At 69.1% G+C, this 25139-nt stretch carries 21 protein-coding genes; 5 read left to right on the forward strand and 16 right to left on the reverse strand.

Annotated features, from left to right (window positions below):
- Positions 1-19 precede the first annotated feature (19 nt).
- The 7 genes from trxA to ACNQR1_RS02400 form a co-directional block, all read right to left on the reverse strand.
- Positions 20-352: a thioredoxin gene (gene trxA / locus ACNQR1_RS02370; RefSeq protein ID WP_418043780.1), complete on the reverse strand. Its 333-nt coding sequence runs from the start codon at positions 350-352 to the stop codon at positions 20-22.
- A gap of 34 nt (positions 353-386) precedes the next feature.
- Positions 387-1322 carry a thioredoxin-disulfide reductase gene (gene trxB / locus ACNQR1_RS02375; RefSeq protein WP_418043781.1) on the reverse strand — a complete coding sequence of 312 codons (936 nt, stop codon included), beginning with the start codon at positions 1320-1322 and terminating at the stop codon, positions 387-389.
- Between the two features lie 81 nt (positions 1323-1403).
- Complete coding sequence (locus ACNQR1_RS02380) at positions 1404-2156, reverse strand: hypothetical protein (RefSeq protein ID WP_418043782.1); 753 nt, start codon at positions 2154-2156, stop codon at positions 1404-1406.
- The gene (gene sigM / locus ACNQR1_RS02385) at positions 2107-2760 is read right to left on the reverse strand and encodes an RNA polymerase sigma factor SigM (RefSeq protein WP_418043783.1); all 654 of its coding nucleotides are present in this window, start codon (positions 2758-2760) and stop codon (positions 2107-2109) included. The genes ACNQR1_RS02380 and sigM overlap by 50 nt, the downstream gene beginning before the upstream one ends.
- A gap of 99 nt (positions 2761-2859) precedes the next feature.
- On the reverse strand, positions 2860-6420 hold the full coding sequence (gene murJ / locus ACNQR1_RS02390) for a murein biosynthesis integral membrane protein MurJ (protein ID WP_418043784.1): 3561 nt from the start codon (positions 6418-6420) through the stop codon (positions 2860-2862).
- Positions 6421-6547: 127 nt separating this feature from the next.
- Entirely contained in the window at positions 6548-9058 is a 2511-nt protein-coding gene (locus ACNQR1_RS02395) for a DUF6049 family protein (protein WP_418043785.1), read from the reverse strand.
- The gene (locus ACNQR1_RS02400) at positions 9055-9870 is read right to left on the reverse strand and encodes an NUDIX hydrolase (RefSeq protein WP_418050245.1); all 816 of its coding nucleotides are present in this window, start codon (positions 9868-9870) and stop codon (positions 9055-9057) included. The genes ACNQR1_RS02395 and ACNQR1_RS02400 overlap by 4 nt, the downstream gene beginning before the upstream one ends.
- An 84-nt stretch (positions 9871-9954) precedes the next feature.
- Here ACNQR1_RS02400 and ACNQR1_RS02405 point away from each other — a divergent pair, with 84 nt between their 5' ends.
- Both ACNQR1_RS02405 and ACNQR1_RS02410 read left to right on the forward strand, forming a co-directional pair.
- Positions 9955-11412 (forward strand): CCA tRNA nucleotidyltransferase, encoded by a 1458-nt coding sequence (locus ACNQR1_RS02405; RefSeq protein WP_418043786.1) that lies wholly within the window; start codon positions 9955-9957, stop codon positions 11410-11412.
- An 18-nt stretch (positions 11413-11430) separates the two neighbouring features.
- Positions 11431-11922: a pullulanase gene (locus ACNQR1_RS02410; protein WP_418043787.1), complete on the forward strand. Its 492-nt coding sequence runs from the start codon at positions 11431-11433 to the stop codon at positions 11920-11922.
- 5 nt (positions 11923-11927) lie between these two features.
- On the opposite strand, the gene ACNQR1_RS02415 is transcribed toward ACNQR1_RS02410, so the two are convergent.
- Together ACNQR1_RS02415 and ACNQR1_RS02420 are read right to left on the reverse strand one after the other, a co-directional pair.
- Entirely contained in the window at positions 11928-12704 is a 777-nt protein-coding gene (locus ACNQR1_RS02415; protein WP_418043788.1) for a TIGR03084 family metal-binding protein, read from the reverse strand.
- Positions 12705-12727: 23 nt separating this feature from the next.
- The gene (locus tag ACNQR1_RS02420; RefSeq protein ID WP_418043789.1) at positions 12728-14011 is read right to left on the reverse strand and encodes an MFS transporter; all 1284 of its coding nucleotides are present in this window, start codon (positions 14009-14011) and stop codon (positions 12728-12730) included.
- An 89-nt stretch (positions 14012-14100) separates the two neighbouring features.
- Between ACNQR1_RS02420 and ACNQR1_RS02425 the strand changes: the two genes are divergently transcribed.
- On the forward strand, positions 14101-14706 hold the full coding sequence (locus tag ACNQR1_RS02425) for a YqgE/AlgH family protein (RefSeq protein WP_418043790.1): 606 nt from the start codon (positions 14101-14103) through the stop codon (positions 14704-14706).
- Between the two features lie 18 nt (positions 14707-14724).
- Here the strand turns inward: ACNQR1_RS02425 and ACNQR1_RS02430 are convergent, their stop codons facing one another.
- Both ACNQR1_RS02430 and ACNQR1_RS02435 read right to left on the reverse strand, forming a co-directional pair.
- On the reverse strand, positions 14725-15075 hold the full coding sequence (locus ACNQR1_RS02430; RefSeq protein WP_418043791.1) for a hypothetical protein: 351 nt from the start codon (positions 15073-15075) through the stop codon (positions 14725-14727).
- Positions 15076-15133: 58 nt separating this feature from the next.
- Positions 15134-16060, reverse strand: coding sequence for an LpqN/LpqT family lipoprotein (locus tag ACNQR1_RS02435; RefSeq protein WP_418043792.1), 927 nt, complete (start codon positions 16058-16060; stop codon positions 15134-15136).
- A 259-nt stretch (positions 16061-16319) separates the two neighbouring features.
- Here ACNQR1_RS02435 and leuS point away from each other — a divergent pair, with 259 nt between their 5' ends.
- Entirely contained in the window at positions 16320-19166 is a 2847-nt protein-coding gene (gene leuS, locus ACNQR1_RS02440; protein ID WP_418050246.1) for a leucine--tRNA ligase, read from the forward strand.
- A gap of 48 nt (positions 19167-19214) precedes the next feature.
- On the opposite strand, the gene ACNQR1_RS02445 is transcribed toward leuS, so the two are convergent.
- Entirely contained in the window at positions 19215-19904 is a 690-nt protein-coding gene (locus tag ACNQR1_RS02445) for an SDR family oxidoreductase (protein ID WP_418043793.1), read from the reverse strand.
- Between the two features lie 77 nt (positions 19905-19981).
- Here ACNQR1_RS02445 and ggh point away from each other — a divergent pair, with 77 nt between their 5' ends.
- Positions 19982-21322 carry a glucosylglycerate hydrolase gene (ggh, locus tag ACNQR1_RS02450; protein WP_418043794.1) on the forward strand — a complete coding sequence of 447 codons (1341 nt, stop codon included), beginning with the start codon at positions 19982-19984 and terminating at the stop codon, positions 21320-21322.
- 4 nt (positions 21323-21326) lie between these two features.
- On the opposite strand, the gene ACNQR1_RS02455 is transcribed toward ggh, so the two are convergent.
- The 4 genes from ACNQR1_RS02455 to ACNQR1_RS02470 all read right to left on the reverse strand — a co-directional run bounded on the left by ACNQR1_RS02455 (position 21327) and on the right by ACNQR1_RS02470 (position 25116).
- Positions 21327-21809 carry a MarR family winged helix-turn-helix transcriptional regulator gene (locus ACNQR1_RS02455; protein ID WP_418043795.1) on the reverse strand — a complete coding sequence of 161 codons (483 nt, stop codon included), beginning with the start codon at positions 21807-21809 and terminating at the stop codon, positions 21327-21329.
- Positions 21810-21895: 86 nt separating this feature from the next.
- Positions 21896-22633, reverse strand: coding sequence for an amino acid ABC transporter ATP-binding protein (locus tag ACNQR1_RS02460; RefSeq protein WP_418043796.1), 738 nt, complete (start codon positions 22631-22633; stop codon positions 21896-21898).
- Complete coding sequence (locus ACNQR1_RS02465; protein WP_418043797.1) at positions 22633-24405, reverse strand: ABC transporter substrate-binding protein/permease; 1773 nt, start codon at positions 24403-24405, stop codon at positions 22633-22635. The genes ACNQR1_RS02460 and ACNQR1_RS02465 overlap by 1 nt, the downstream gene beginning before the upstream one ends.
- Positions 24406-24450: 45 nt before the next feature.
- The gene (locus tag ACNQR1_RS02470) at positions 24451-25116 is read right to left on the reverse strand and encodes a GntR family transcriptional regulator (protein WP_418043798.1); all 666 of its coding nucleotides are present in this window, start codon (positions 25114-25116) and stop codon (positions 24451-24453) included.
- Between the last annotated feature and the right edge of the window lie 23 nt (positions 25117-25139).

Consider the following 25139-nt stretch of genomic DNA (forward strand, 5'->3'; position numbering starts at 1 on the left):
ATCCGGGGTGTGTGTGATGTCAGAGTGCGTCGGCGAGTTCCCGCAGCAGCGCGGCCTTGCCCTTGGCGCCGACGATGCGCTTGACGGGTGCGCCGTCCTTGAAAAGGATCAGCGTCGGGATCGACACCACCTGGAAATCGCGGGCGGTCGCCGGGTTGGCGTCGACGTCGATCTTGGCGACGCGCAATTCACCCGCCTTCTCGCCGGCGATCTCCTCGAGCACCGGGGCCACCATCTTGCACGGGCCGCACCAGGTCGCCCAGAAATCGACCAGCACCGGGGTGCTGCTGGTCAGGACGTCGGTGGAGAACGAATCGTCGGTGACCGTTACTGTCGCGCTGTCCGCACTCATGGAATTCTCCTGTCAGGTCGAAATCTGTTGGTGGTCAGTCGTTGTCGGCGAGCCAGCGCTCGGTGTCGATAGCCGCCGAACAGCCGCTGCCCGCAGCGGTGATGGCCTGGCGGTAAGTGTGGTCGACGAGGTCGCCTGCGGCGAACACGCCATCGAGTGTCGTGGCGGTGGTACGGCCGACGACCTTCACGTAGCCCTCGTCGTCGAGATCGATCTGGCCGCGCACAAGACCCGAGCGGGGGTCGTGGCCGATCGCCACGAACACGCCGGTGACCTCGAGCTTGGATTCCTCGCCGGTCACCGTGTCACGCAGCCGCACACCGGTCACCTTCGGATCGCCCTCGATCTGGGTGATTTCGGTGTTGGTCAGGAAGGTGATCTTCTCGTTGGCCCGGGCGCGCTCCAGCATGATCTTGGAGGCGCGGAACTCGTCGCGGCGGTGGATCAGGGTCACCGACCGGGCGAACCGGGTGAGGAAGGTCGCCTCCTCCATCGCCGAGTCTCCGCCGCCGACCACGATGATGTCCTCGTCACGGAAGAAGAAGCCGTCGCAGGTGGCGCAGGTGCTCACACCCATACCGGTCAGTGCTTCCTCGCCGGGGACACCCAGGTGACGTGCGGCGGCACCCATGGCCAGGATCACCGAGCGGGCCTGGTGGGTCTCGTCACCGACGGTGACCGATTTCACCGGGCCGGTGAGGTCGACGGCGTCGACGTCCTCCATGCGCAGATCCGCACCGAAGCGCAGCGCCTGCTCCCGCATCTCGTCCATCAACTCGGGGCCGGTGATGCCTTCGCGGAATCCCGGGTAGTTCTCCACCTCGGTGGTGGTCATCAATGCACCGCCGAACTGCGTGCCCTCGAACACCAGCGGCTTGAGCTGGGCGCGGGCAGCGTAGATGGCTGCGGTGTATCCGGCGGGGCCGGAACCGATGATGATGACGTCGTGAACCGTCGCTGAGGTGGACATGTAGGCCTTTCTGCCGTACTCGGCACGGGTTGCAACGTCAGCCTAGGCCGGATGTGTTCCCAGGTGAGTTCGTAGGACAGACTACGGACGTTTCACCGGGCGTTTCACCACGGTCTGGGCCAGCGTCCCGGCGTGTTCGGCATCGCAGTCCACCGGCAGCACCAGGGCGACGAGGGTGTCGGGCGTGGCGGGCGCGCCGGCGGGCACCAAGACCAGCACGCCGGGCCGGCCTGAGACCTCCAGGGGCCGGGCTCCGAGGACCGGTACGCCGGAGGGACGGCCCAGGGCGGTCAGGCACCCGGTGCGGCGCGTCGGGTCGGTCAACGGCCCCAGGTCCGGTGGTGCCGACAGAAGGCCCAGGATCTGGGGTTCGGACAAACTGATCTCGCCGCGCGGCGGTGACACGGTGATCTGCCCGAGGCTGGTCATCGTCGACGGAGTGTGACCGGCCGGGCGCGTCAGCATGGCGCCGCCCACCACGGCGGCCAGCGCGGCTGCACCTGCTCCGGTGACAGCGGCGATGACCTTCCAGCGCCGCTCTGGCGCCGCCGGCGGGGCGGCCTCGGCACGCAGCGCCTCGGACAGCCGCGCACTGACCTCCGCCGGCACCGGCGCAGCGGACTCCGTATCCACACCGAGCTCGCGTAGGTCGCGGCGCACCCGGTCGAGGGCGGCGAGGGTGTTTTTGGCCTCGGGACCGGCCAGCGGGTCGGTACGCACACGCCGGCGCAGGTCCGCGGCGGTGGCGTCGTCGAGCAGCCCGGCCTGCAGGTCGGCCAGCAGCTCAGCAGGAATCGGGCCGTCCGACGGCGCTCGGGGCGTGCTGCCGTTCATCGGCTTCAAAATACTGGAGCAGGCGGGCCAGCTTGTGTCTGGCGCGGGCGCAGCGGCTCTTCACGGTGCCCTCCGCCACCCCCAGCAGCAGCGCCGTCTCGGCCACCGAATAGCCCTGCATGTCGACCGCGACCACCGCGGCGCGCTGTTCCACCGGCAGCTGCATGAGGGCGCGCTCCACCACGATCGCGGTGGCCACCCGGGGAGCCGGGTCGCCGGCAGGGTCGCGCAGGTGCACCAGGTGACCGAGTTCGTATTGAGACGCGGTGGGTTGGCTGCGGGATCGGCGGACGCGGTCCAGGCAGGCGTTGACCACGATCCGGTACAGCCAGCTGCTGACCGCAGAGTCGTGGCGGAACGAGGCGGCGGTGCGATGTGCCGACAACAACGCGTCCTGCACGGCGTCGTCGGCGTCCTCGTGGTGCCGGCTGGTCAGAAAGGCCAGGCGGCGCAGCTGGCGGTGGTGCCGGTGGACCAGTTCCTCGAACGCGTAGCGGTCCCCGGCGACGTGGGCGGCCAGCAGTTCGGCATCCGAGCGCGCGGCCGCGTCATGCCCCGACGGCTGCTCTGCGCCCGGCTTGTCGGCCCCCCCGAACCTTCCCACACGCTGAACTTAAACGCTGTCCGGCCGTGCCCTGGACACTTGTTTGCCGGGCCTGATATATGGCCAGGTCAACGCGCTGTGCGGGTTGGGGATGACGGGTCAGGAGGCCGCTTTGAGGGTGATTTCGGAGATGTCGGTGCGGCTCTTGCCGTCCACGGTGCCCAGCGTCGAGATCCACACCAGGACGTAGGACGTCGACGACGCCTTGTTCACCGAGATGGTGTTGGAGCCGGGTTTGAGCGGAGTCGTCGGGGTCAGCTCCGTGGTGTCCGACAGGGACGACGGTGTGGCGGACTGGGACGCGCGGATCTGCACCGAGGTGCCGGTGCTCGTCACGTTGAGGGTGACCGAGCCGACGACCGTCGGCTGCGGCAACTGCAGCATCAGGCCCACGCCGTTCTTGAACCCGGGGAACGGGGCGGGATCCGAATACGTGTCGGTGGACCACGCCGTGCTGGTGTTGCCGTCGATGGCCTGACCGGCCGTGGCCGGTGAATCAGCCTCGCCCTCCGGTGAGAACACCGTGGCCCGAACGGGTTTCACCGTGCTTCCGGTGGCGGCCGACGAATTGTCCTGGGTTTCTTCGCCGTTCGACGACGGTGCGTTCAGGCCGAGTTCATCCCGGTTGAGCCCGCCGCCGACGTCGCCGAAGATGCTGTTGAGCACCGAAGCCATCACCAGCAGCGCCACCAGGATGATGCCCGCGGCCACGCTGATCCCGATGATCAGGCCTTTGCGGCGCCGGGCCTCGGCAGCCTCGTGTTCCTCGGGCGTCTCATGCGTCCGGACCGGGGCGGCCGGAGCGGGAGTCTCCTCGACCGACCCCAACAGCTCGGTCCGGTCGGCGATCGCGGTGGCCTGCTGCAGCAGATTCAAAAGGGTTGGAGCGCTCCGGATCCCACCGCCGGGCTGGACGGCACGAGCGGCCGCCGCGGAGATCTGGAACGGGATGTCCCGGTCGATGGCGCGGGGCTCGACCGGCTGTCCGGCCTGGTCGAGTGCGGCGGGTTCCAGGCCGCTGCGCGCCCCGGATTCCGGCAGTGGCCAGCGGTTGACCAGCAGCGCGTAGAGCGCGGCCCCGATGCCGCGGATGTCGTCGTCGGGCGTGGCGTCGGGCATGGTGGCCGGGAAGGCCAGTGCCACATCGCCTTCGATGCTGACGCGCACCCGGCCCGGGTGATCGATCGACAGGGCGACCCCGGCGCGGTGGGCGGCCTCGGCGGCAGCGGCCAGCGACTGGATGGCCCGGGCCCCACCGATCGGGGACGGCGAGGTGTCGGCCACCTCGGCCAGCGAGCCGCCGCGGATCCACTCGGAGACGATCAGGCCGCCCGATCCGCTGTGGGCCACGTCGAGCACCCGGGCGATGCCGGGAACGTCGATGCGGCTGAGTTTGAGTGTGCGCGAAAGGATTTCCTGCACCTGCGCGTCGGACATGGTGGCGTCCGGGTCGACGAAGGTCAGTGCCACCTGACGGTCCAGCGCGGTGTCCAGCGCCTGCCAGAACTGCAGGTGCGGGGGTCCGCCGTGGAACACGAGAAGCCGGTAGCGGCCCTCGGCGATGGTCGCTCCCGGGATGAGGTGCACATCGTCGTCCGCCGATTCCAGCGCCGCGTCGTGCGGCGGGGCGAACGAGATCGGTTCACGGGTCGGGTCACCGCCGTAGTCGGTGAGTGGGCGCGTGGCTCCGTTGGTCCGGGTCGCAGCGGAGTCGCCGGACCCGGTGCCCTCGGCCGACTGGGTGGCCGCAGCCGGAGCGGCCGGGGCCACGTCCGGTTGGAACTCGTCGGCGGCCGGACGCGGCAACTTCGTCGTGTCGGTGGTCATCCCAGAACTCGACGCGGAGTTCGGTGCCGGGCCGTCCGCAGATTCGTCGGTCACCGGTGATCCTTTCCACATCCCCGCCCCGGCAACACCTGCCGGAGTCCCGCTTCCGGCGGCTGCCGGGCTTGACGGCCACCCGCTGGGAGAAGAATTCCTCTGATCAGGGTACGTGACGGGCGCAGCGGGATGAGGCCCGACGGGCGGCGCAATTGTTTGCACGGCTACCTGTCCGGCCGCCGGAAGCGGTGCCACGCGCCCTCGCCCGAGCCGACGGCGGACCATGGCCAGCGCCGCCTGGGCCTCCGGCACCCGAGCCGCGAGCATCACGCCGGCGATGATCGGGACCATGATCACGCCGAGCGCGAGCAGGCGCAGCAACGAACCCGCGGCGCCGGCATGCTCGGTCAGCGAGTCCAGGCCCAGCAGCCGATCGGCGGCGTGGGCCACCAGGCTCGCGATCAACGACGCCGCGATGGTCACCAGGATCGTGCGGATCACCGCGTCGCGCAGCAGCCGGCCGCCCCGCGGGCGCAGGTCGGACTTGAGCAGCACGTAACCCATCACGGCCCCGGCAGCGAACCCCAGCCCGTTGGCCAGTCCGAGATAGCCGGCCACCATGTTGGGGTTGTCGGTCAGGTGGGGCGCGATGATCGAGCCGACGATCTTGACGGCGGTGATGACCACGATGATGGCGATCGGTGTCCACGGCTTCTCCCGGGCGTAGAACACCCGCAGTTGCAGCAGCACCAGCGCGTAGGGGATGAGGGTGAAGGCCGACAGGGTGATCGCCATGCCGAGGTAGCCGGCGTCGGTGGCGCTGAAGTTGCCGTAGGCGAACAGTGCGCTGCCGATGGCGGGCCCGCCGACGGTCATCATCGCCACCACCGGGATGAGCGTCAGCATGGTGAGCCGCGTGGCCAGGGAGTAGTCGTCGAGCACGGCCGGAATGTTGTCGGCGGCCGCGTTGCGGCTCAGCCGCGGCATCACGACGGTGAGCACCGTGACGCCGATCATCCCGAACGGCAGCATCAACACCAGCCAGGTGTAGTTGTAGATGGCGGGCCCCGTGTCGGCCGCCCCGCTGGCGATCTGGTTGCCGACGATCAGGCCGATCTGGCTGATCAGAACGTAGAGCACCATGGCGGCGGCCATGGTCCCGAACTTCTTCAGCCGGTCGTCGACGCCCCACAGTGGCCGAAGGCTGATCCGCTCGGCGCGGATCGCCACCAGCAGCACGGCGGCCTGCGCGACCACGCCCAGGGTGGTGCCGATCCCCAGGACCAACAGCTTGGCCGTGCCCATGTGGGGCGGATCGATCGAGAACTCGCCGGGCACCAGGACGAACACGCCCAGGGTCACGATCGCCACCACGTTGTTGACGACGGGGGCCCAGGCCGGAGGACCGAAGACGTTGCGCGTGTTGAGGATTGCCATGAAGACCGACGACAGGCCGTAGAACAGCACCTGCGGCAGCAACAGATAGGCGAACGCGGTGGTCAGCGGATTGTTGACCTTCGGATCACTGCCGAGCATCAGGCGCACCAGCAGCGGCGCGCACAGCACCGAGAGCACCGTCGTGACCAGGAGCAGCGTCGTGGCCAGGGTCACCAGCCGCCGCACGAAGGCGGTGCCGCCGTCGGCGTCGTCACGCTCGGCCCGGGCCAGGACCGGCACGAAGATCGCGGTGAAGGTGGCTTCCAGCACCAGCGCGGCCACCATGTTGGGCAGTTGGTTGGCCACCGAGAACGAGCTGGTCAACGCACCGCCGAGCAGAGCCATGAGCAGGACGAACCGGAAGAACCCGGTGATGCGTGAGATCAGCGTCGCGAACGCCATGCCCCACGAGCGGGAAACGACCGCGGCGTCCGAGAGTTCCGCGCGCCCGGCTGGCCGGATCGGACCGGTCGCATGCGGAATCCTCGGCGGGCCGGGGGGCGGGCCGTGGGTTGGTCGGGCGGGATCATCAGGGTCGATCCGAACTGGGTTCGGGCGCCGGAGGGGAGGCCGGTGTCGCGGCGGTCGGCTTCGGGGCGGCCTCGACGTCATCGTCGGCCGCGTCGTTGTTGAACGCCATGGCGACGTCGAGCGGGTCGGGATGCTCGCCCGGTGGGATGAGGTCCGCGCGGTCTGGCTGGCCGCGGAAGCGGTGCCACAACCGCCGCCCGGCGAGCGCCACCAGTACCGCCGCGGCTGACAGCGTGATGAAGAACAGCACCTTGCCGTAGGCGTTGGAGTGCACCGACAACCGCACCGGCTCACCGAGGGTCAGACCGTCCGTGGTCTGCAGGCTCACGTCGACGGCCACCCGCTGGGTGAAGTGCACTTCGATCGGCACCCGCAGCGGCAGGTAGCCGGGCGGCAGCTCGATCTCGCCCATGTCGGTCACGGTCATGCCGGGCGGGGCGTCGACGTGCAGCCGGACCCGTACCGGCACCGGCAGGTCGTTGCGCAGGGCCAGCGGCAGCGGGCTGCGCTCGGTGGCCAGGGTGTACGCGCCACCCGGATTGACGATCGTCACCGCACCGAACATGTCGTCCACGCTGCGGCTGACGGTCTGCAACCGCTGCTCGGCCAGCCCCTCACGGGCTTCCGGGGGCACCGACTGGCTGAGCGCCCGCAGCATGTCCTCCCGCAGCGGCGCGGTGTACTGCAGGCCGGTCAGCCCGGTGCGCTCGTCGGTGGTCAGCGCGGCGGTCAGCCCCCACAGCCGGCTGATCACCGCCGCGATGCCGCCGTTGATGTTGTCGTCGATGCTGCCGCGGGGGCTGCCGAGGGTGTCCGGTGGCGGGGATGCGACGGGCTCGGGTGGCACCGCGTTGCTCTCGGCGATCACCGCGGGTAGCGGGCGCGGCACGGCCAGCCCGGCGTGGATCGTGGTGGCCACCGTCGTCAGGACCGCCTGCGCGTCGTCGGCGTCGAGTGACCACACCAGCGGCGGCATCAGGATCTGGGTGCGGGGCTCCTCGGTCGGCGTGAGCCCGCGCCACAGCAGCGCACCCAGTGCGTCCTGGCGCCGCGCGGTCTGCGAGTCGTGGCGTACCGGGATCTCCAGTGAGGGGTCGAGATAGGACGGCACGACGGGATCGGTGCCCGCACCGGCCAGCGCGGCACCGACGGCCGGGTCGAACCCGGCGTCCACAACCTCCGGCCCGTACCGCAGCGGCGTCACATCGGCGGTCTCTGGTGCGCCGGTCTCGGAATCCTGGGCGGTGATGTGGGCGGCGGAGATGGCCACCGTCTGGCCCTGGGCGGCCAGCAGGTCCAGGGCGGGACGGGTGAGCGGACCGTCGCCCATGATGCTGGCGCCGCGGATCGAGGCGACGCCCAGAATCTGGTCGACGATGTCACCGGCACCGTTGGTGGCGATCCCGCTCAATCCGGGATCGCCGACCCGCTGCAGTGCGGTCAGATCGGCCTGGGCGTAATTGGTGGGTGCCACACAGAGCCGCCCGGCGAGGGCCCGCAGTCGATTGAGCCAGCCGAGGGCGGCCTCCTGGCCGGCGCCGGGGCGCGTCGGGGTGCCGGGGCCGGCGTCGGGTCCGTCGTTGACGACGTAGCCGCCGGTCATGGCATTGACCGTGACCAGCAGGTCGGGGTCGACGGCAAGGCACAGGGTGGCCCGCATCTGGCCGCCGGAGTCGACGGTCGGTCCGGTGGCGAAGTCGGCCGCCGACAGCAACGTGTCGAGCCGTCCGCCGGGGGCCAGCGAAGCGGCGAGGCTGTCGTCGAGCAACCGCACCGGGGTGGTGCCGCCCGGGGCGCCGGGGGCCAGCCGCGGCCGGTCGGCCAGGGGCCACAGCATGGTCATCCGCACCGGCCGGGACGTGTCCGGAGGCACCACCGAATTGAGGGTGTCCGCGGCCGACATCGATTCCGGGTTGCCGTCTCCGGGTTGGTCGGGGGGCACTCCGAGAACCGGCAGCAGGAACCGGGCGTCGTCGAGTTTGGCCGGGGCGCCGTAATCGGGCGTGCCGTTGACGTTGATCAGTACGGGGTAGACACCGGGTTCGGTGATGTGCAGCGACCCGGCACCTTCGGACCGCAGCGGGTAGGTCAGCGTGAACGGCACCGACTCGCCGCGCTGCATCTCCGGTGCCAATGTGACGAAGTCGGCCACCGGCTCGAACCGGTCTACATCGCCGGTGAGGTCGGTGCGCAGCTGACTCGACGAGCTCACCGCCTGCGCGTGCTCCATGCGGATGTCCACGTCGCGGACCGGCCGGTCACCGACGTTGAGCACGGCCCCGCTGACCGTCAGGACCGATTCGCTGGTGGTGGTGACGACGTTGGGGGTGACCCGGTCGATGCGGATCTGCAGGAACGGCAGGGCGCCGGGTTCGCTTGCCTCCGCTCGGGGCAGCAGAACAGGCAGCGCGGCGGTGGACCACACCGAGAACAGCAACACCACCGCCACAAGCACCACTGTGTGCGCCAGGAGGGAGACCCCTCGGCGCACCGCCGGGGCGGCGGTCACGGTCCCTGTCCGCATCCGTTCGTGCGCCGGCGGGGCTGGGGTTGCGCAGGATCGTCTCGGCGGTGGTTACGGGCGTGCGAGTGGGTCTGGGGCCGTCGGCGCGGCGCGCTGCGCGGCAGCGGCGGCAACGAGCCCGGCCCGTCGGTGTGCAGCTTGTCGATGAGCTCCCCGGCCACCTCGGCGAGCTTGCGCTCGTCGGCGTAGGCCAACCGGGAGGGCAGATCCCGCAGCGGGACCCAGGCGACCTCGGTCACCTCGACGTCGTCGTCGGACAGTTCCCCGCCCTGGAAGCGCAGGAGATAGTGGTGCACGGTCTTGTGCACCCGGCGACCTTCGGTGACGAACCAGTAGTCGATGCTGCCCAGCGCGGCGAGCACGTCACCGCGGATACCGGTCTCTTCGGCGACCTCGCGGATCGCGGTCTGCTCGGCCGTCTCGCCGAGTTCGATGTGGCCCTTGGGCAGCGACCACAGCATCCGGCCGCGCCGATCGACCCGGCCGATCAACGCTGCCACCTGGGTGTCCTTGGGTCCGTCGATACCGTCGATGACGAGTCCGCCGGCTGAGGTCTCGTGAACGGTGCGTAGCCGCTCCGCTGGACGACGCGGCCTCGACTTGTGTTGCTTGGACTGGTCACGGGGGGTCGGGGCGGGATTTGCGGTGCCGACGGGAGCTTCGCCGGGACCGTCGGTGTGACGGGCATCATCATTACCCTGATCACCGGCGGGTGGGCCGGCCGCCCTTTGTGCACGACGACGGCCACGACGCCGGTTGCGGCGCCGTCGTGGTTTGGCCTGTTCGCCGTCCGACACCCAAGCGATAGTAGCTGCCATGGGGTTGGCCTCCTGCCGCACTCGCCGGTTGTGACCACACCGCGAGCATTAGGCTCATCGAACGTGTCCGACGCTGTTGTTACTGATGCCGAATTGCTGGCCGGCGCGCTGGTCTCGTTGAACCACCGCGGCGAGGTGCTGCGCGGGCTCGGCGCGGTGTTCGCTGCGGCGGGCCACGAGCTGTATCTCGTCGGCGGCAGTGTGCGCGACGCCCTGCTGGGCCGCCTGACCGAGCACAGCGATCTCGACTTCACCACGGACGCCCGCCCCGAGCAGATGCTGAAGTTCCTGCGCCCGTGGGCCGACGCCCTGTGGGACACCGGAATCGAGTTCGGCACCATCGGCGTCGGCAAGGGCGAGCACCGCCTGGAGATCACCACGTTCCGGGCGGACAGCTACGACCAGGTGTCACGCAATCCGACTGTCGAGTTCGGCGACAACCTCGACGACGATCTGGTGCGCCGCGACTTCACCGTGAACGCCATGGCGGTCCGCATCACGGCTGACGGCCCGGCCGAATTCCATGACCCCCTCGGCGGTTTGGCGGCCATTCAGGCCAAGGTGCTCGATACGCCGTCGGCGCCGCAGGTGTCGTTCGGGGACGACCCGCTGCGGATGCTGCGGGCGGCCCGGTTCGTGTCGCAGCTGGGATTCGGGGTGGCGCCGCGCGTGCTCGAGGCACTGCTGGAGATGGCTCCGCAGTTGGAACGGATAACGGTCGAACGGGTCGCCGCGGAGCTGGACAAGCTGCTGCTGGGCAAGGATCCCGTGGCCGGTGTCGATCTGATGGTGCAGACCGGGTTGGGTGACGTGGTGTTGCCCGAGGTCGGCGAGATGCGGATGGCCATCGACGAACACCACCAGCACAAGGACGTCTACTGGCATTCGCTGACGGTGCTGCGCCAGGCGGTCGATCTCGAAGATCAGGGTCCTGATCTGGTGTTGCGCTGGGCCGCGCTGCTGCACGACATCGGCAAGCCCGCGACGCGCAAGCATGAATCCGACGGCGGGGTGAGCTTCCACCACCATGAGGTGGTCGGCGCCAAGATGACCCGTAAGCGGATGCGTGCGCTCAAGTACTCCAAGCAGATGGTCGACGACGTCTCGCAGCTCGTGTATCTCCATCTGCGGTTTCACGGCTACGCCGACGACAAGGGCACCGGCAAGTGGACCGACTCGGCGGTGCGCCGCTACGTCACCGACGCCGGCCCGCTGCTGGGCCGGCTGCACAAGCTGGTGCGCGCCGACTGCACCACCCGCAACAAGCGTCGCGCCGCACGGCTGCAGGCCAACTACGACGATCTGGAGAACCGGATCACCGAGCTGGCGGCCAAGGAAGATCTGCAGCGGGTCCGGCCCGACCTCGACGGCAACGAGATCATGGAGATCCTCGGCATCCCGGCGGGCCCGCAGATCGGCGAGGCCTGGCGGTACCTCAAAGAGCTGCGCCTCGACCACGGCCCGCTGTCTCGCGAGCAGGCCATCGACGAATTGTTGAAATGGTGGAACGCCAGAAGCTGATCGTGCGTCTGATCAGTCATGGACTACTGCCTGGGTGACCCTGACGGGACCGCGACCATCGTCACCGGGGTGCCCGATGTGGATGTGGACGGCAACGGCAGCCCTGACGGTATCGGCCTGGATTTCGACGGTGACGGCCGCATCGATGACGTGATGGCAGATTTCGACGGCGACGGTGTCGCCGAGCGGGCAGTGCTCGACGGCGACGACGACGGGCAGGCCGAGAGCTATTTCTCCGACGACGGTTCGGGCACCTGGGCGGTGCGAGTGGACCGGTCGGGGCAGGTTCGCTGGTTCGGTCTGGACGGGGTCGAGGCCACCGGCGGACCGATGGTGGATTTCGACGCCGACGGTGCTGTCGATGACCAGTTGATCGACGCCGACGGTGACGGTCGGGCGGACCGGGTGCTGGCAGGGGGCCTGGCATACGTCGACACCGACGGTGACGGGCGGTGGGACCTGAAGCTGGCCGACACCGATGGGGACGGCCGCGCCGACGCGGTGTCCTGAGGCGCTCAGCCTCGCCCGGCGCCCGGCGGACCGGCGAAGGCCTGCGCGATGGTCAGCCACTTGGTGGCGTCGTCACCGACCGCGGTCACGTCCAGTTCGGCGGGCGCCCGGCGCTGGGTCACCAGCATGCAGAAATCCTCGGCCGACCCCGTCACGCGCTGCTGCGCATCGTCGGGTCCCCACTCCCACAGGGTGCCGTCGGGCGCGCGCAGTTCGACGCGGAACGGCTCGGCGGGCGGCGTCAGACCGTGCACGGTGAACGCGAAATCCCTTGTGCGCACACCGATGTGGGCAATCGAGCGCAGGCGTGCGGTGGCGGGCCGGTGCACTCCGAGCGCGTCGGCCACATCGAGGCCGTGCGCCCAGGTCTCCATCATGCGGGCGGTGGCCATGGACGTCGCGCTCATCGGCGGGCCGAACCACGGCAGCTTGCGGCCCTCGGCGACGTTCACGAGTTCGGTGTGCAGTCTGGCCCGCGTCTCGCGCCAGTCTTCCAGCAGCCGCTCGGGTGGCGTCAGCGCGAGCTCCTCGGCTGCGGCGTCGACGAACCCGGTCGGATTCTGCATCGCATCGGCAAGGACGGCGTCGAAGCCGGGTTGGTCGGTGATCGCGATGACCGATACCCGATCGGTCCACAGCAGGTGGGCGATCTGGTGGGCGATGGTCCAGCCCTCGGCCGGGGTGGCGGTGGCCCAGCGCTCGGGCGGGAGGTCGGCCACCAGGGCATCGAGGTCGTCGCTCTCGGCGGACAGGTCGGCCACGATCGGCTCGGCGCTCACCATGGCGGTCAGCCTAGACCGGTGGGTCACACCCGCTTCGGCGATGCCACCACGGCGTGCAGACCGAGCCCGACGACGTAGGCCACGGCCCCGGCGGCCACCAGGGCCGGGGAGTGCCCGTCGGCGGGGATCACCGCGGCCGCCACGGAGATCGCCGCGACGAACGACATCCAGAACAGCGCGTCCTGCACGGTGAAGACGTGGCCGCGCAACGCGTCGTCGACGTCGATCTGCATGGCCGAGTCTGCACACAGCTTCACCAATTGGCCCGCCGCCCCCAGCAGCAGGCCGCAGGTCACCATGACCGGTATGTGCAGGCCGATCGCCACCAGCTGGACCACCACGGCGAAACCGAGGGCGCCGTTGGCCGTCGCGTAGCGTCCGAAGCGGCCGATCACCGCCGGGGCGGCGACCGTGGCCGCGAACTGTCCGATACCGCCGGCGGCCATGAACAGCACCGCGGTACCCAGACCGAGTCCGGTCACATCGGGGTTGTCGCTGTGCCGGACGATCACCAGCACCAGCAGCGAGTTGATCCCGAACGCCATCCGGTGCGCGGCCAGCCCGGCCAGGGTGCCCGCGACGGGCCGTACGGCCCACACCGTGCGGGCACCGTGGACCCAGCCGGTGGCCACCGCATAGGCGACCGAGCCGTGGATGGTGCGCTTGCTCTCGTGCGGGCCCAGCACATGCGGACCGAAGCGCACCGACAGCCACAGCGCGAGCGCCACGGGGACCGCCACCATCAACATGACCACCGAGGCTCCGGTGTCGTCGGCACCGAACACCTTGCGCGGCACCAGCATGAAGTCCGCGCCGAGGAACGCGGCCAGCGCACCGACCGCGGTGGCCACCGAGTTCATCGTGATCACCCGGTCGCTCGGCACCACATCGGGCAGCGAGGCCGACAGGCCCGACGAGACGAACCGGGTCAACCCGTTGACGATCAGCGCGCAGCACAAGATCGGCACATCGCCGGCACCGAAAGCCAGCAGCACGGCCACGAGCAGCACCACCAACAGCCGGCCCAGGTTGGCCCCGATCAGCACCAGGCGCCGGTCCCAGCGGTCCAGCAGGGCTCCGGCGAACGGGCCCAGCACCGAGTACGGCAGGAACATCACCGCGAATGCCGCGGCGATCTGCCACGGTTCGGCCTGACGCTCCGGGTTGAACAGGATCGCGCCGGCCAGACCGGCCTGGAAGAGGCCGTCGCCGAACTGGCTGACCGCGCGCAACTCCAGCAGCCTGCGGAATTCGGTCATGCCGCGCAACGAGTGCCAGAGGGCACGGGGAGCACGCGCATGAATCACCCGATCAACAGTACAAAGCTGCGCCGAAATCCGACCGCGCCCGGGCTTGTTCGCCACGTCTGGGCAATTGCGGTGCCATGATGTAGGGCGTGGCGCAGTCAGAAGATCCGGAGGATTTCATCGCGCCTGCGGCGCACCGGGTACGACCGGGCACACTGCTGCTGGCCAACACCGATCTGCTGGAGCCGACATTCCGGCGCAGCGTCATCTACATCGTCGAGCACAACGCCGGCGGAACCCTCGGCGTCGTGCTGAACCGGCCCAGCGAGACAGCGGTGTACAACGTGCTGCCGCAGTGGTCGAAGCTCACCACCAAACCCAAGACCATGTTCATCGGCGGCCCGGTCAAGCGGGACTCGGCGTTGTGCCTGGCGACGCTGCGGGTCGGCGTGCAGGCCGAGGGTATTCCGGGGCTGCGGCACGTGCAGGGCCGCGTGGTGATGGTCGATCTCGACGCCGACCCGGACACCCTGGCCCCGGCCATCGAGGGCGTGCGGATATTCGCCGGGTACTCCGGCTGGACCATCGGACAACTGGACGGCGAGATCGAACGCGACGACTGGATCGTGCTCTCGGCGTTGCCGTCGGATGTGCTGATCGAGCCGCGGATCGACCTGTGGGCCCGGGTGCTGCGTCGTCAGCCGTTGCCGATGTCGCTACTGGCGACCCATCCGATCGATGTGAGCCGCAACTAACGGGCTACCTGCACTCCGTCACTTGCAAGAAAGTGTGCAGCTGGCGCACGGACCGGCGCAGCCCGCACCGGAGGCCGAGCCGGCCTCCGCCGCCGCGACGGCCTTGGCGCTCTGCCAGCAGCCGGCGGCGACCGTGGCGACGGCGCCGATGATGCACACCATGACGACCATCAGGCCGGTGTGGGGTGCGGCCGCCAGGGCGGCGGCACCACCGGCGGCGAGCATCACCGCGGCAGCCAGTTGGGTGGGGGCCACGGCCCTCAGGACCGAGCGCACGGGATCACCGGTACGAGGTCTGGTCAACAACCACAGCCCGAACACACCGACGATGACGGCGGCGCTCAGGCACAGCAGCGCGGCGATCAGCATGCGCCACACAATACGAGGCGCCGGTCGGTATTGCGAGGTCGGGGAGGGCCCTGGTGGTTCAGCCCTGCAGGCCCAGGAGCTGGGGCAAACCCGGCGCCGGAGCAGCTGCGGGCGCGGCCGGAGTAGCTGGCGGCGGGGGAGCGGCCGGGGCCGGAGCGCTGACCTTGAACCCGGACACGATCGCGTCGGCGGCGTCGGCAGCCGCGGAAACGCCCTGGTTGGCGGCCGAGGAGTTCACCGACAGTGACACCAGGTAGTGGTCGGGTCCCGCGGTGGCCAGGATGTGCCTGCGCGAGGTGTTGAGCATCTGACTGCCCGACATATAGCTACCTTCGATGAAGGCCGACGGAAAACCGTTGAAGTCGCCCATGGCCATGTCGGTGGGCCGCCAGCTCTGCAACTGCTGGGTGTCGACGAAACCGTGGCTCGCCGCCTCGGCCGGGTCGAAATTGCCGACGAGTTTGTAGACCACCACCTGTGCGTTGGGGGTGTACAGGTCGGCGCTGCCCCGGTCGGCGATCACCGCGAAGGCGTCGGGGACGTTGGGATCGGGCACCTTGGTCCAGCCCGACGGCAGCGGCAGGACGATGCTCAGCGCCTTGAAATCGTGGCTGACCTGCGGCTCCATCTTCACGCCCTTGCTCTTGAAGAACTCGGCGAAGGTGCCTGACGTGGCTGGGGTGATGGTCTGGGCCACCGGGGCCTGCGCCGCGACCGCGGGGACGGGGTTGGCCGCCGCACCCGGGACGACGGCCGCGCCGGGGGCGACGGCCGCGGGTGCCGCGGGTGCTGCCGCGACCGGTGCCGCGGGGGCTGCGGCAGGGGCGACCGTGACGGTCTGGGTCACCGTCACCGGACCAGGGACGCTGGGAGCCGGCAGCAGGGGTTCGGCTGCGGCAGTCTGACCGGCGAGGCCGACAACCCCGGCCACTCCGACGGCCGTGCCTGCTGCCAGCACCCGCCACCGACGGGCCAACTCGATCATCACTCGTTCCCTCCGCAAACCGTGCCCTCACCAGGCAGCCTCTTCACTAGGGGCCGAGACTATCCACGGGTCACCACCCGCCACCAGCAACTCAATCGACCTGGAATCAACCCCTGACAGTGCCGCGACGCAACCGATACCAAGCTGTGGCCGACGGGGACGGCAGACGGGTGGTGAGCTGCTCAAACCGTGGCCTTATACCCTGAACGTCGTGATCGAACCCGCCACCACGTCCCAGCCAGGGCAGTCAGAAGGTGATTTGTCCTCCTCTCGTGCGGGGGAAGACACCCCGCAGCATCGCTACACCGCGGAACTGGCGGGCCGGATCGAGCGCACCTGGCAAGAGCGGTGGCACGCGCTGGGGACGTTCAACGTGGCCAATCCGGTGGGCTCGCTGGCACCGCAGGACGGCTCGGAGCTGCCCGCCGACAAGATGTTCGTCCAGGACATGTTCCCGTACCCGTCCGGTGACGGCCTGCATGTCGGGCATCCGCTGGGTTACATCGCCACCGACGTCTACGCCCGGTATTACCGGATGACCGGACGCAACGTGCTGCATGCACTGGGCTTCGACGCGTTCGGCCTGCCTGCCGAGCAGTACGCCGTGCAGACCGGCACGCATCCGCGGACCCGGACCGAGGCGAACATCGTCAACTTCCGCAGGCAGCTGGGCCGGCTCGGCCTCGGCCACGACTCGCGGCGCAGCTTCGCCACCACCGATGTCGACTTCTACAAGTGGACGCAGTGGATCTTCCTGCAGATCTACAACGCCTGGTTCGACACCGCAGCCGCCAAGGCCCGGCCCATCAGCGAGCTGGTTGCCGAATTCGAGTCCGGGACAAGGACTCTCGACGTCGGCAAGGCGTGGGCCGAGTTGTCGGCGGCCGAGCGTGCCGACGTGTTGGACGGCTATCGGCTGGTGTACCGCGCCGACTCGATGGTGAACTGGTGCCCAGGTCTGGGCACCGTGCTGGCCAACGAGGAAGTCACCGCCGACGGCCGCAGCGACCGCGGCAACTTCCCGGTGTTCCGGAAGCGCCTTCGGCAGTGGATGATGCGCATCACCGCCTACTCCGACCGGCTGCTCGACGACCTGGAATTGCTGGAGTGGCCGGACAAGGTCAAGGCCATGCAGCGCAACTGGATCGGCCGGTCCACCGGAGCTTCTGTCGAATTCGGCACCGCGGCAGGCGATGTCGAGGTGTTCACCACCCGTCCGGACACGCTGTTCGGCGCCACCTACCTGGTGCTGGCCCCCGAACACGATCTGGTGGACGCACTGGTCGCCGACGCCTGGCCCGAGGGCACCGATTCGCGCTGGACCTTCGGTGCGGCGACGCCGGCCGAGGCCGTGGCCGCCTACCGGGCCGGGATCGCGGCCAAGTCGGATCTGGAGCGCCAGGAGAACAAGACCAAGACGGGCGTGTTCCTCGGCGCCTACGCCACCAATCCGGTGAACGGGCAGCAGGTTCCGGTGTTCATCGCCGATTACGTGCTGGCCGGTTACGGAACCGGCGCCATCATGGCGGTGCCCGGTGGCGACCAGCGCGACTGGGACTTCGCCACCGAGTTCGGCCTGCCCGTCATCGAGGTGGTCTCGGGGGGCGACATCACCGAGGCGGCCTACAACGGTGACGGCACCATGGTGAACTCCGACTACCTCAACGGGCTGTCGGTGGCCGAGGCCAAGGAAGTTGTCATCGGACACCTCGAGGCCGACGGTCGTGGCCGCGCCCGTATCGAGTACAAGCTGCGGGACTGGCTGTTCGCCCGGCAGCGGTACTGGGGTGAGCCGTTCCCGATCGTCTACGACGCCCAGGGTCGGGCCCACCCTCTGCCGGAATCGGCTCTGCCGGTGGAACTTCCGGACATCCCGGACTACGCGCCGGTGTCGTTCGACCCCGACGACGCCGACAGTGAGCCGTCGCCGCCGCTGGGCAAGGCCACCGAATGGGTGCATGTCGAGCTGGATCTCGGTGACGGGCTGAAGACCTACACCCGCGACACCAACGTGATGCCGCAGTGGGCGGGCAGCTCCTGGTATGAGCTGCGCTACACCGATCCGCAGAACTCAGAAGAGCTGTGTGCCAAGGAGAACGAGGCCTACTGGATGGGCCCCCGTCCGGCCGAGCACGGTCCGGATGATCCGGGCGGGGTCGACCTGTACGTCGGCGGTGTCGAGCATGCGGTGCTGCACCTGCTGTACTCGCGGTTCTGGCACAAGGTGCTCTTCGACCTCGGCTTCGTCAGTTCGAAGGAGCCGTACCGCCGTCTGGTCAACCAGGGCTACATCCAGGCCTTCGCCTATACCGACGCCCGCGGCAGCTATGTTCCCGCGGCCGAAGTCGTCGAGCGCGGGGGGAAGTTCTTCTGGCCCGGCCCCGACGGTGAGATCGAGGTGAACCAGGAGTTCGGCAAGATCGGCAAGAGCCTGAAGAACTCCGTCTCACCCGACGAGATCTGCGACGAGTACGGCGCGGACACCCTGCGCGTGTACGAGATGTCGATGGGTCCGTTGGAGGCGTCGCGGCCCTGGGCCACCAAGGACGTCGTCGGTGCGCACCGCTTCCTGCAGCGGGTGTGGCGTGCGGTGGTCGACGAGGGAACCGGCGCGAGCGGCGTCAACGAGCACGAGGCACTCGACACCGACACGCTCAAGGTCCTGCATCGCACGATCGCCGGGGTGACCGAAGACTATGCGGCGCTTCGCAACAACACCGCCGCAGCCAAACTGATCGAGTACACCAACCACCTGACCAAGGAGGGGGTGGCAGCCCGCGCCGCGATCGAGCCACTGGTGCTGATGGTGGCCCCGCTGGCGCCGCACCTGGCCGAGGAGCTGTGGAAGCGGTTGGGCCACGACACCCCACTTGCGCACGGGCCGTTCCCGGTGGCCGATCCGCAGTACCTGGTGGACGACACCATCGAGTTCCCGGTCCAGGTCAACGGCAAGGTGCGGGGCAAGATCACGGTGGCCGCCGATGTGGACAGGGCCGGGCTCGAAGCCGCGGCGCTGGCCGACGAGAAGGTGCTGGCCTTCCTGGACGGCGCCACCCCCAAGAAGGTCATTGTCGTCCCGGGCCGGCTGGTCAACCTCGTCGTGTAGTGACTTGTGCACGTCCCGTAACGCTGACCGTTACGGGAGGTGCACAAATCACCCTGGGCGGACCACGATTTCGTGCACGTGGCCGTCGGGCGGGGTGGTGACAGCCGTCGCCACCAGCCCGGCGACCGTCTCGGGCTTGAGGAATTTCGCCGGGTCGTATTCGCCGACGCCTTCGGTATCGCTTACTGCAGTCTCATAGGCCACCAGGTCGCGTTGCATCTCGGTGTCGGTACGCCCCGGGAAGATCGAGGTGACGCGCAGTGACGGTTCGTCGGCGCGCAGCGAATCGGCGAATGCCCGCAGCGCGAACTTGCTTGCGGAGTAGGACGCCATCCCGGGTGAAACCTTCTGGCCGGCACCGGAATTGATGAAGACGACATGCCCGCGGGCAGCCCGCAGTGCGGGCAGCAGGGCCAGGGTGAGGGCCACCGCCCCGGTGACGTTGACCTCGAAGGACGCCCGCCACTGTTCGGCGATGGAGTCGGAGACCCGGCCCGGATAGAGCACCCCGGCGTTGTGCACCAGCACGTCGAGCTCGGCGAGCACCTCGGTGGCCGATTCGATCGAATCGGCGTCGGTCAGGTCCAGCGGCCAGGTCGGCGCGCCGAGGCGTTCGGCGAGCGCATCGAGGCGGGCCGACGGACGTCCGGCCAGAAACAACGTGTGGGTGGGGGCAAGGGCGGCGGCGATGGCCGAACCGATGCCGCCAGCGGCTCCGGTGATCAATGCAGACGGCACGACTGCAACGTTACTGTGACGCTCGACGACACGGGGCCGACCTGCGGACCGGGGCGCGGCGTCGCATCATGGTAGGGATGCCACCGGATCCCAGCTTCGCTCCCACCCAGCTCGCCGCGCGGGCCGCGTACCTCCTGCGCGGCAACGACCTGGGTGTGATGACCACTGCCGCGCCGTTGCTGTATCCGCACATGTGGAGCTGGGACGCGGCGTTCGTCTCGATCGGGCTCGCCCCGCTGAGTGTCGAGCGCGCTGTGGTGGAGCTCGACACGCTGCTCTCCGCCCAGTGGCGGAACGGGATGATCCCGCACATCGTCTTCGCCAACGGCGTCGACGGCTACTTCCCCGGCCCGGCCAGATGGGCCACCTCGGCGTTGGCGGCCAACGCGCCGCGGGTCCGGCACACCTCCGGCATCACGCAGCCACCGGTGCACGCGATCGCGGTGCAGCGCATCCTCGATCACGCGCGCAGCCGTGGCCGGTCCACCCGGGCGGTCGCGGCCAGCTTCCTGGACCGGCGGTGGGCCGACCTGGTGCGCTGGCACCGTTGGCTGGCAGAGACCCGGGACCAGGACGGCCGGGGCCGCATCACGCTGTACCACGGGTGGGAGTCCGGCATGGACAACTCACCGCGCTGGGACAGCGCGTACGCCAACGTGATTCCCGGTACCGTGCCGGAGTATCAGCGTGAGGACAACGCGATCATCACCGACGCCACGCAGCGGCCGAGCGATCTCGAGTACGACCGGTATCTGTGGCTGCTCGAGGAGATGAAATCCGTTCGGTACGACGATGATCTGCTCCCCAAGGTGATGAGCTTCGCGGTCGAGGACGTGTTCGTCTCGGCGATCTTCTCGGTGGCCTGCCAGGTGCTCGCCGAGATCGGGGAGGATTACAAGCGCCCGCATGCCGATGTCCGCGATCTCTACTCCTGGGCGGAGCGCTTCCGCGTCGGCGTCGTCGAAACCACCGATGAACGCACCGGCGCAGCAAGGGATTACGACGTGCGTGCGAACAAGTGGGTGGCCACCGAGACGGTCGCGCAGTTCGCACCGCTGCTGTGCGGCGGGCTGCCGCACGAGCGGGAACGCGCACTGCTGAAGCTGCTGGAAGGCCCACGCTTCTGTGGGCATCCGGACCTGCGGTACGGGCTCATCCCGTCGACGTCGCCGGTGTCGCGGGACTTTCGGTCGCGGGAGTACTGGCGCGGCCCGGTGTGGCCGGTGATGACGTGGCTGTTCTCGTGGTGCTTCGCGCGCCGGGGCTGGGCCGAGCGGGCCTCGACCCTGCGCCGGGAAGGGTTGCGCCAGGCCAGCGATGGGACTTTCGCCGAGTACTACGAGCCGTTCACCGGGGAGCCGCTGGGCAGCATGCAGCAGTCGTGGACCGCGGCCGCGGTGTTGGACTGGTTGGGCTAGACCGCTACTCGGACTTGGCGCTGGCGGCCGGCGCCTGCTCGTTCTGGACGGCCAGGCGCTCAAGCGGGGCCAGCGCGGTGGCGAGGGTGGCGAGGTCATCCTGGCTCAGATTGGCCAGGCGGGCCGCCAGATCGGCCCGTCGAGCCGCCAGCGATTCGCGGTGCTGCACCAGCCCGCGCGGGGTGACCTCCACGAGCACGGCCCGCAGGTCCGAAGGGTCGCGAGAACGCTTGACCAGGCCCAGCTTCTCCAGCCGGCGGATCGCGACGGTGGTGGTGGGGGTGCGTACGCGCTCACGGGCGGCCAGTTCGGTCATCCGGATCGGGCCCTGGTCGAGCAGGGTGAGCAGGATCGAGAGCTGGGCCAGCGTGAGTTCGCCGGCGGTGCCCTTGTTGGTGTCGCCGCGGCGCAGCACGGAGAACACCTTGGAGAGGACGCGTTGCAGCTCTCCGGCCAGCTCAGTGACCTGTGAATCGGGCTCCGCCATAATTCGCTAGTCTAACCTGTCTGAAGCTGCCAGGTCGGCAGCTTGTGGGGTTTGGCGCAGCGCTTTCCCTCCCCACCGCTTCGCCCTCACAGCACCTGCGACAGGAAGCGGCGCAGCCGATCTGTCTCGGCCGCTTCGAAGATCTGGTCAGGGGTACCCGACTCGACCACCTTGCCGTGGTCCATGAACACCACCGCGTCGGCGGTCGATCGGGCGAAGCCCATCTCGTGGGTGACCGCCAGGATCGTCATCCCCTCGGCGGCCAGCTCGGCGATCAACTCGAGGATTCCCTTGACCAGCTCGGGATCCAGCGCCGAGGTGGCCTCGTCGAAGAACATCACCTCCGGCGCCATGGCGAGGGCGCGGGCGATCGCGACGCGCTGCTGCTGGCCGCCCGACAGCGTTGCCGGACGGACATCGGCCTTGTGCCGCAGACCAACCCGTTCCAGTTGCTCGAGCCCCAATGTGCGGGCGTGGTCGGCGCTGAGCCCTTTGAGCTTGCGCGGGCCGAGGGTGACGTTGTCCAGAACGGTCTTGTGCGGGAACAGATTGAACTGTTGGAACACCATGCCGATGCGCTGGCGCAGGCGGTCGGGATTGTCGGCCAGCACCGAGCGGCCGTCGAGCAGGATGTCGCCGCGGTCGGGCTCGTACAGGCGGTTCAGCGTGCGCAGCAGCGTCGATTTCCCGGAGCCCGACGGGCCGATGATGGCCGTCGTGGTGCCCGCGGGCACATCCAGATCCACCCCGCGCAGCACAGCGTTGGGCCCGAACGACAGGTGGATGTCCTTCGCGGCCAGCGCGACTGGCTGTGGTGCCGACATCAGATCATCTCCTGGTTGGTCGCCGCCGGCAGGGGATCCTCTTCGGCGGGCGGGCGTCCTCTGCGCAGCCGGTTGTCGACGAAGTTCACCAGATGGGTCAGCGGGATGGTCAGCAGCAGGTAGAACAGTCCGGCTGCCACCAGCGGCGACAGATTTCCGGTCTGCGCGTTGAGATCCCGGCCCACCTGGAACAGTTCTCGCTGGCTGGCCACCAGGCCGAGGAAGTACACCAGCGACGAGGCCTTGAGCAGCGAGATGAACTGGTTCATCAGGGCCGGCAGCACCCGCCGGATGCCCTGTGGAACCACGACCAGACGCATGGACGAGGCATAGCTGAAGCCAAGGGCGCGTGAGGCTTCCAGCTGCCCGGGCTCGACGCTCTGGATGCCCGAACGGAAGATCTCCCCGACGTAGGCCGCTGCCATGAGGCCCAGCGCCGCGATGCCAAGGGGGTAGGGACTGTTGCCGGTGAGCGATCCGACCACAGGCCCGATGCCGAGGCCGATCAGCAGGATGATCACCACTTCGGGCAGGCCGCGGAAGATGTCGGTGTAGACCCGGGCCGGCCACCGCAGCCACCGCGACCGCGAGATACCCGCCACCGCCAGGAGCATCCCCAGGACCAGCCCGATGACGCTGGCGCACACGGTCAGGATCAGCGTGTTGGGCAGGCCGGTGCGCAGCAGGTCGGGGATCGCCTGCTTGTAGAGGTCCCAGTCCAGGAACGAGTCCGCCAGTTGCGCCAGTGTCGATTTGGCCGCCACCGGGGCTCCGGCGGCGGGTTTCTCCTTGGCGGCGGCGATCGCGGCGAAATCGGGCAGCTGGGGGACGGGCGCGGCCTTGGAGCCGGGCTTCCAGCCGGGGGGCAGGGCCCGCGGGACCCAGTCGGAGTACAGGCGGGCCCAGGTGCCGTCGGCGATGACGGCGTCCAGTCCGGAGTTGAGCGCGTCGATCAGCGGCCGGTTCTCCTTGGCCACCGCCCACGCCACGAAATTGTCCAGGCTGAACGTGTTTTCGATGATCTGTGCCGGGTCACCGGGCTGCACCGTGCCCGAGGCCTGCTGGGACGGCGCCACCCAGGCATCGATCTGGCGGGTCTTCAGGCTGGCGTAGACGGTGTTGTAGTCGGGGAACTTCACCGGCTGCAGGTGCAGTGTGTCGATGACGTAGGCCTCCTGCACGGTGCCCTGCACCACCCCGATGCGCTGACCGGGGGCGAGCTGGCCGAAGCCGGTGATCGGTGAGCCGGTCGGAACCACCAGCGAGAAGTAACCGAAGTCGTAGCCGTTGGTGAAGCCGACGGTGCGTCTGCGGGCGTCGGTGGTGGTGATCGACGAGGACGCCACGTCGAAGCGTCGGGAAGCGGTCTGGGCCAGCAGGCCGGAGAAGTCGGTGCCGACGAAGTTGATCCGCAGGCCGAGCTTGTCGGCGATGGCGCGCAGGAGTTCGTTGTCGAAACCGGTGAACTGGCCGGCCGAGTTGATGCAGATGCTGGGCGGTGCGTCCGACAGCGTGCCGACGGTGAGCACGCCCGGGGTTCCCAGGCCGAGGTTCTCGGCCCGGATCGTGTCCACAGGGGCGACGGTGGCGGTCGTGTACTTGTCGGCGCCCGGCCCGGTGGCCGCGGCTGCCAGGTTGGTCGGCAGCGCACTGGCGCTGTCCACACCGGGGGGCGCGCACTGGTCGACGTCCGCGCCGGCCGGCGCCGCCCACACCAGCCCGAGCACGATCAGGACCGTAATCAGCAACGCGGCCGGTCGTCTGGCGTCCATCTGAAGCAACCTAGTGGGCGGACGCCCGGCGATGAGGGATTCCGCTCACGGGGACCGCAAGTCGCCGAGCACTCCGCGCCGGGTGAGCTCGGCGATCATGATCTCCGCCATCCGGTCGGCGCGCTCGGTGCAGGCCTTCCGGGCCGCCTCGGGATCACGGTCGCGAATGGCGGCGGTCTCCTCTTCGTAGCCGGCGAGGAACTCGGCCTTGGCCTTCGGGTAGTTGATCCAGAACTCCGATGGCGCGAAGCTCTTACCTGCCCGGATGGTGGCGTGTAGCCGCGGTCCGGCGTACTCGTCGTTGATCGAGTCGCGGAACACCCAGCAGGCCTCCTGGAAGGTCTTGGTGTCCTTTGCTGAACGCATCACGCGCAACGTGTCATCGAGGTGGGCGATGATGCGCGGGGTGGGGTTTGTGGCACAGCGAGCTGAGGCGATGCCGTTGAGGATCCCGTACAACTCGTGGTGTTCGGCCACGGTTGCCTCGTCGAATCGGGAGACGAATGCGCCGCGGTGGTACCGCGTCGAGAGAATTCCGTCGTGCTCGAGCTGAACCACTGCCTCCTGGATGGGGACGCGGCTGAGCCCGAGGTCACGGACGATCTCGTTGCGGTCGATCCGGTCGCCGGAACGCAGCTTGCCCGTCATCACCAGATTGATGATGTGCGTGACAACCTGGTCCTTCTCCTTGACCCCGTAGTTTTTCGGCACCCTTGTTAACTCCCCCTTTGAGT

The sequence above is a fragment of the Mycobacterium sp. 48b genome, assembly GCF_048282725.1.
Lineage (GTDB): Bacteria > Actinomycetota > Actinomycetes > Mycobacteriales > Mycobacteriaceae > Mycobacterium.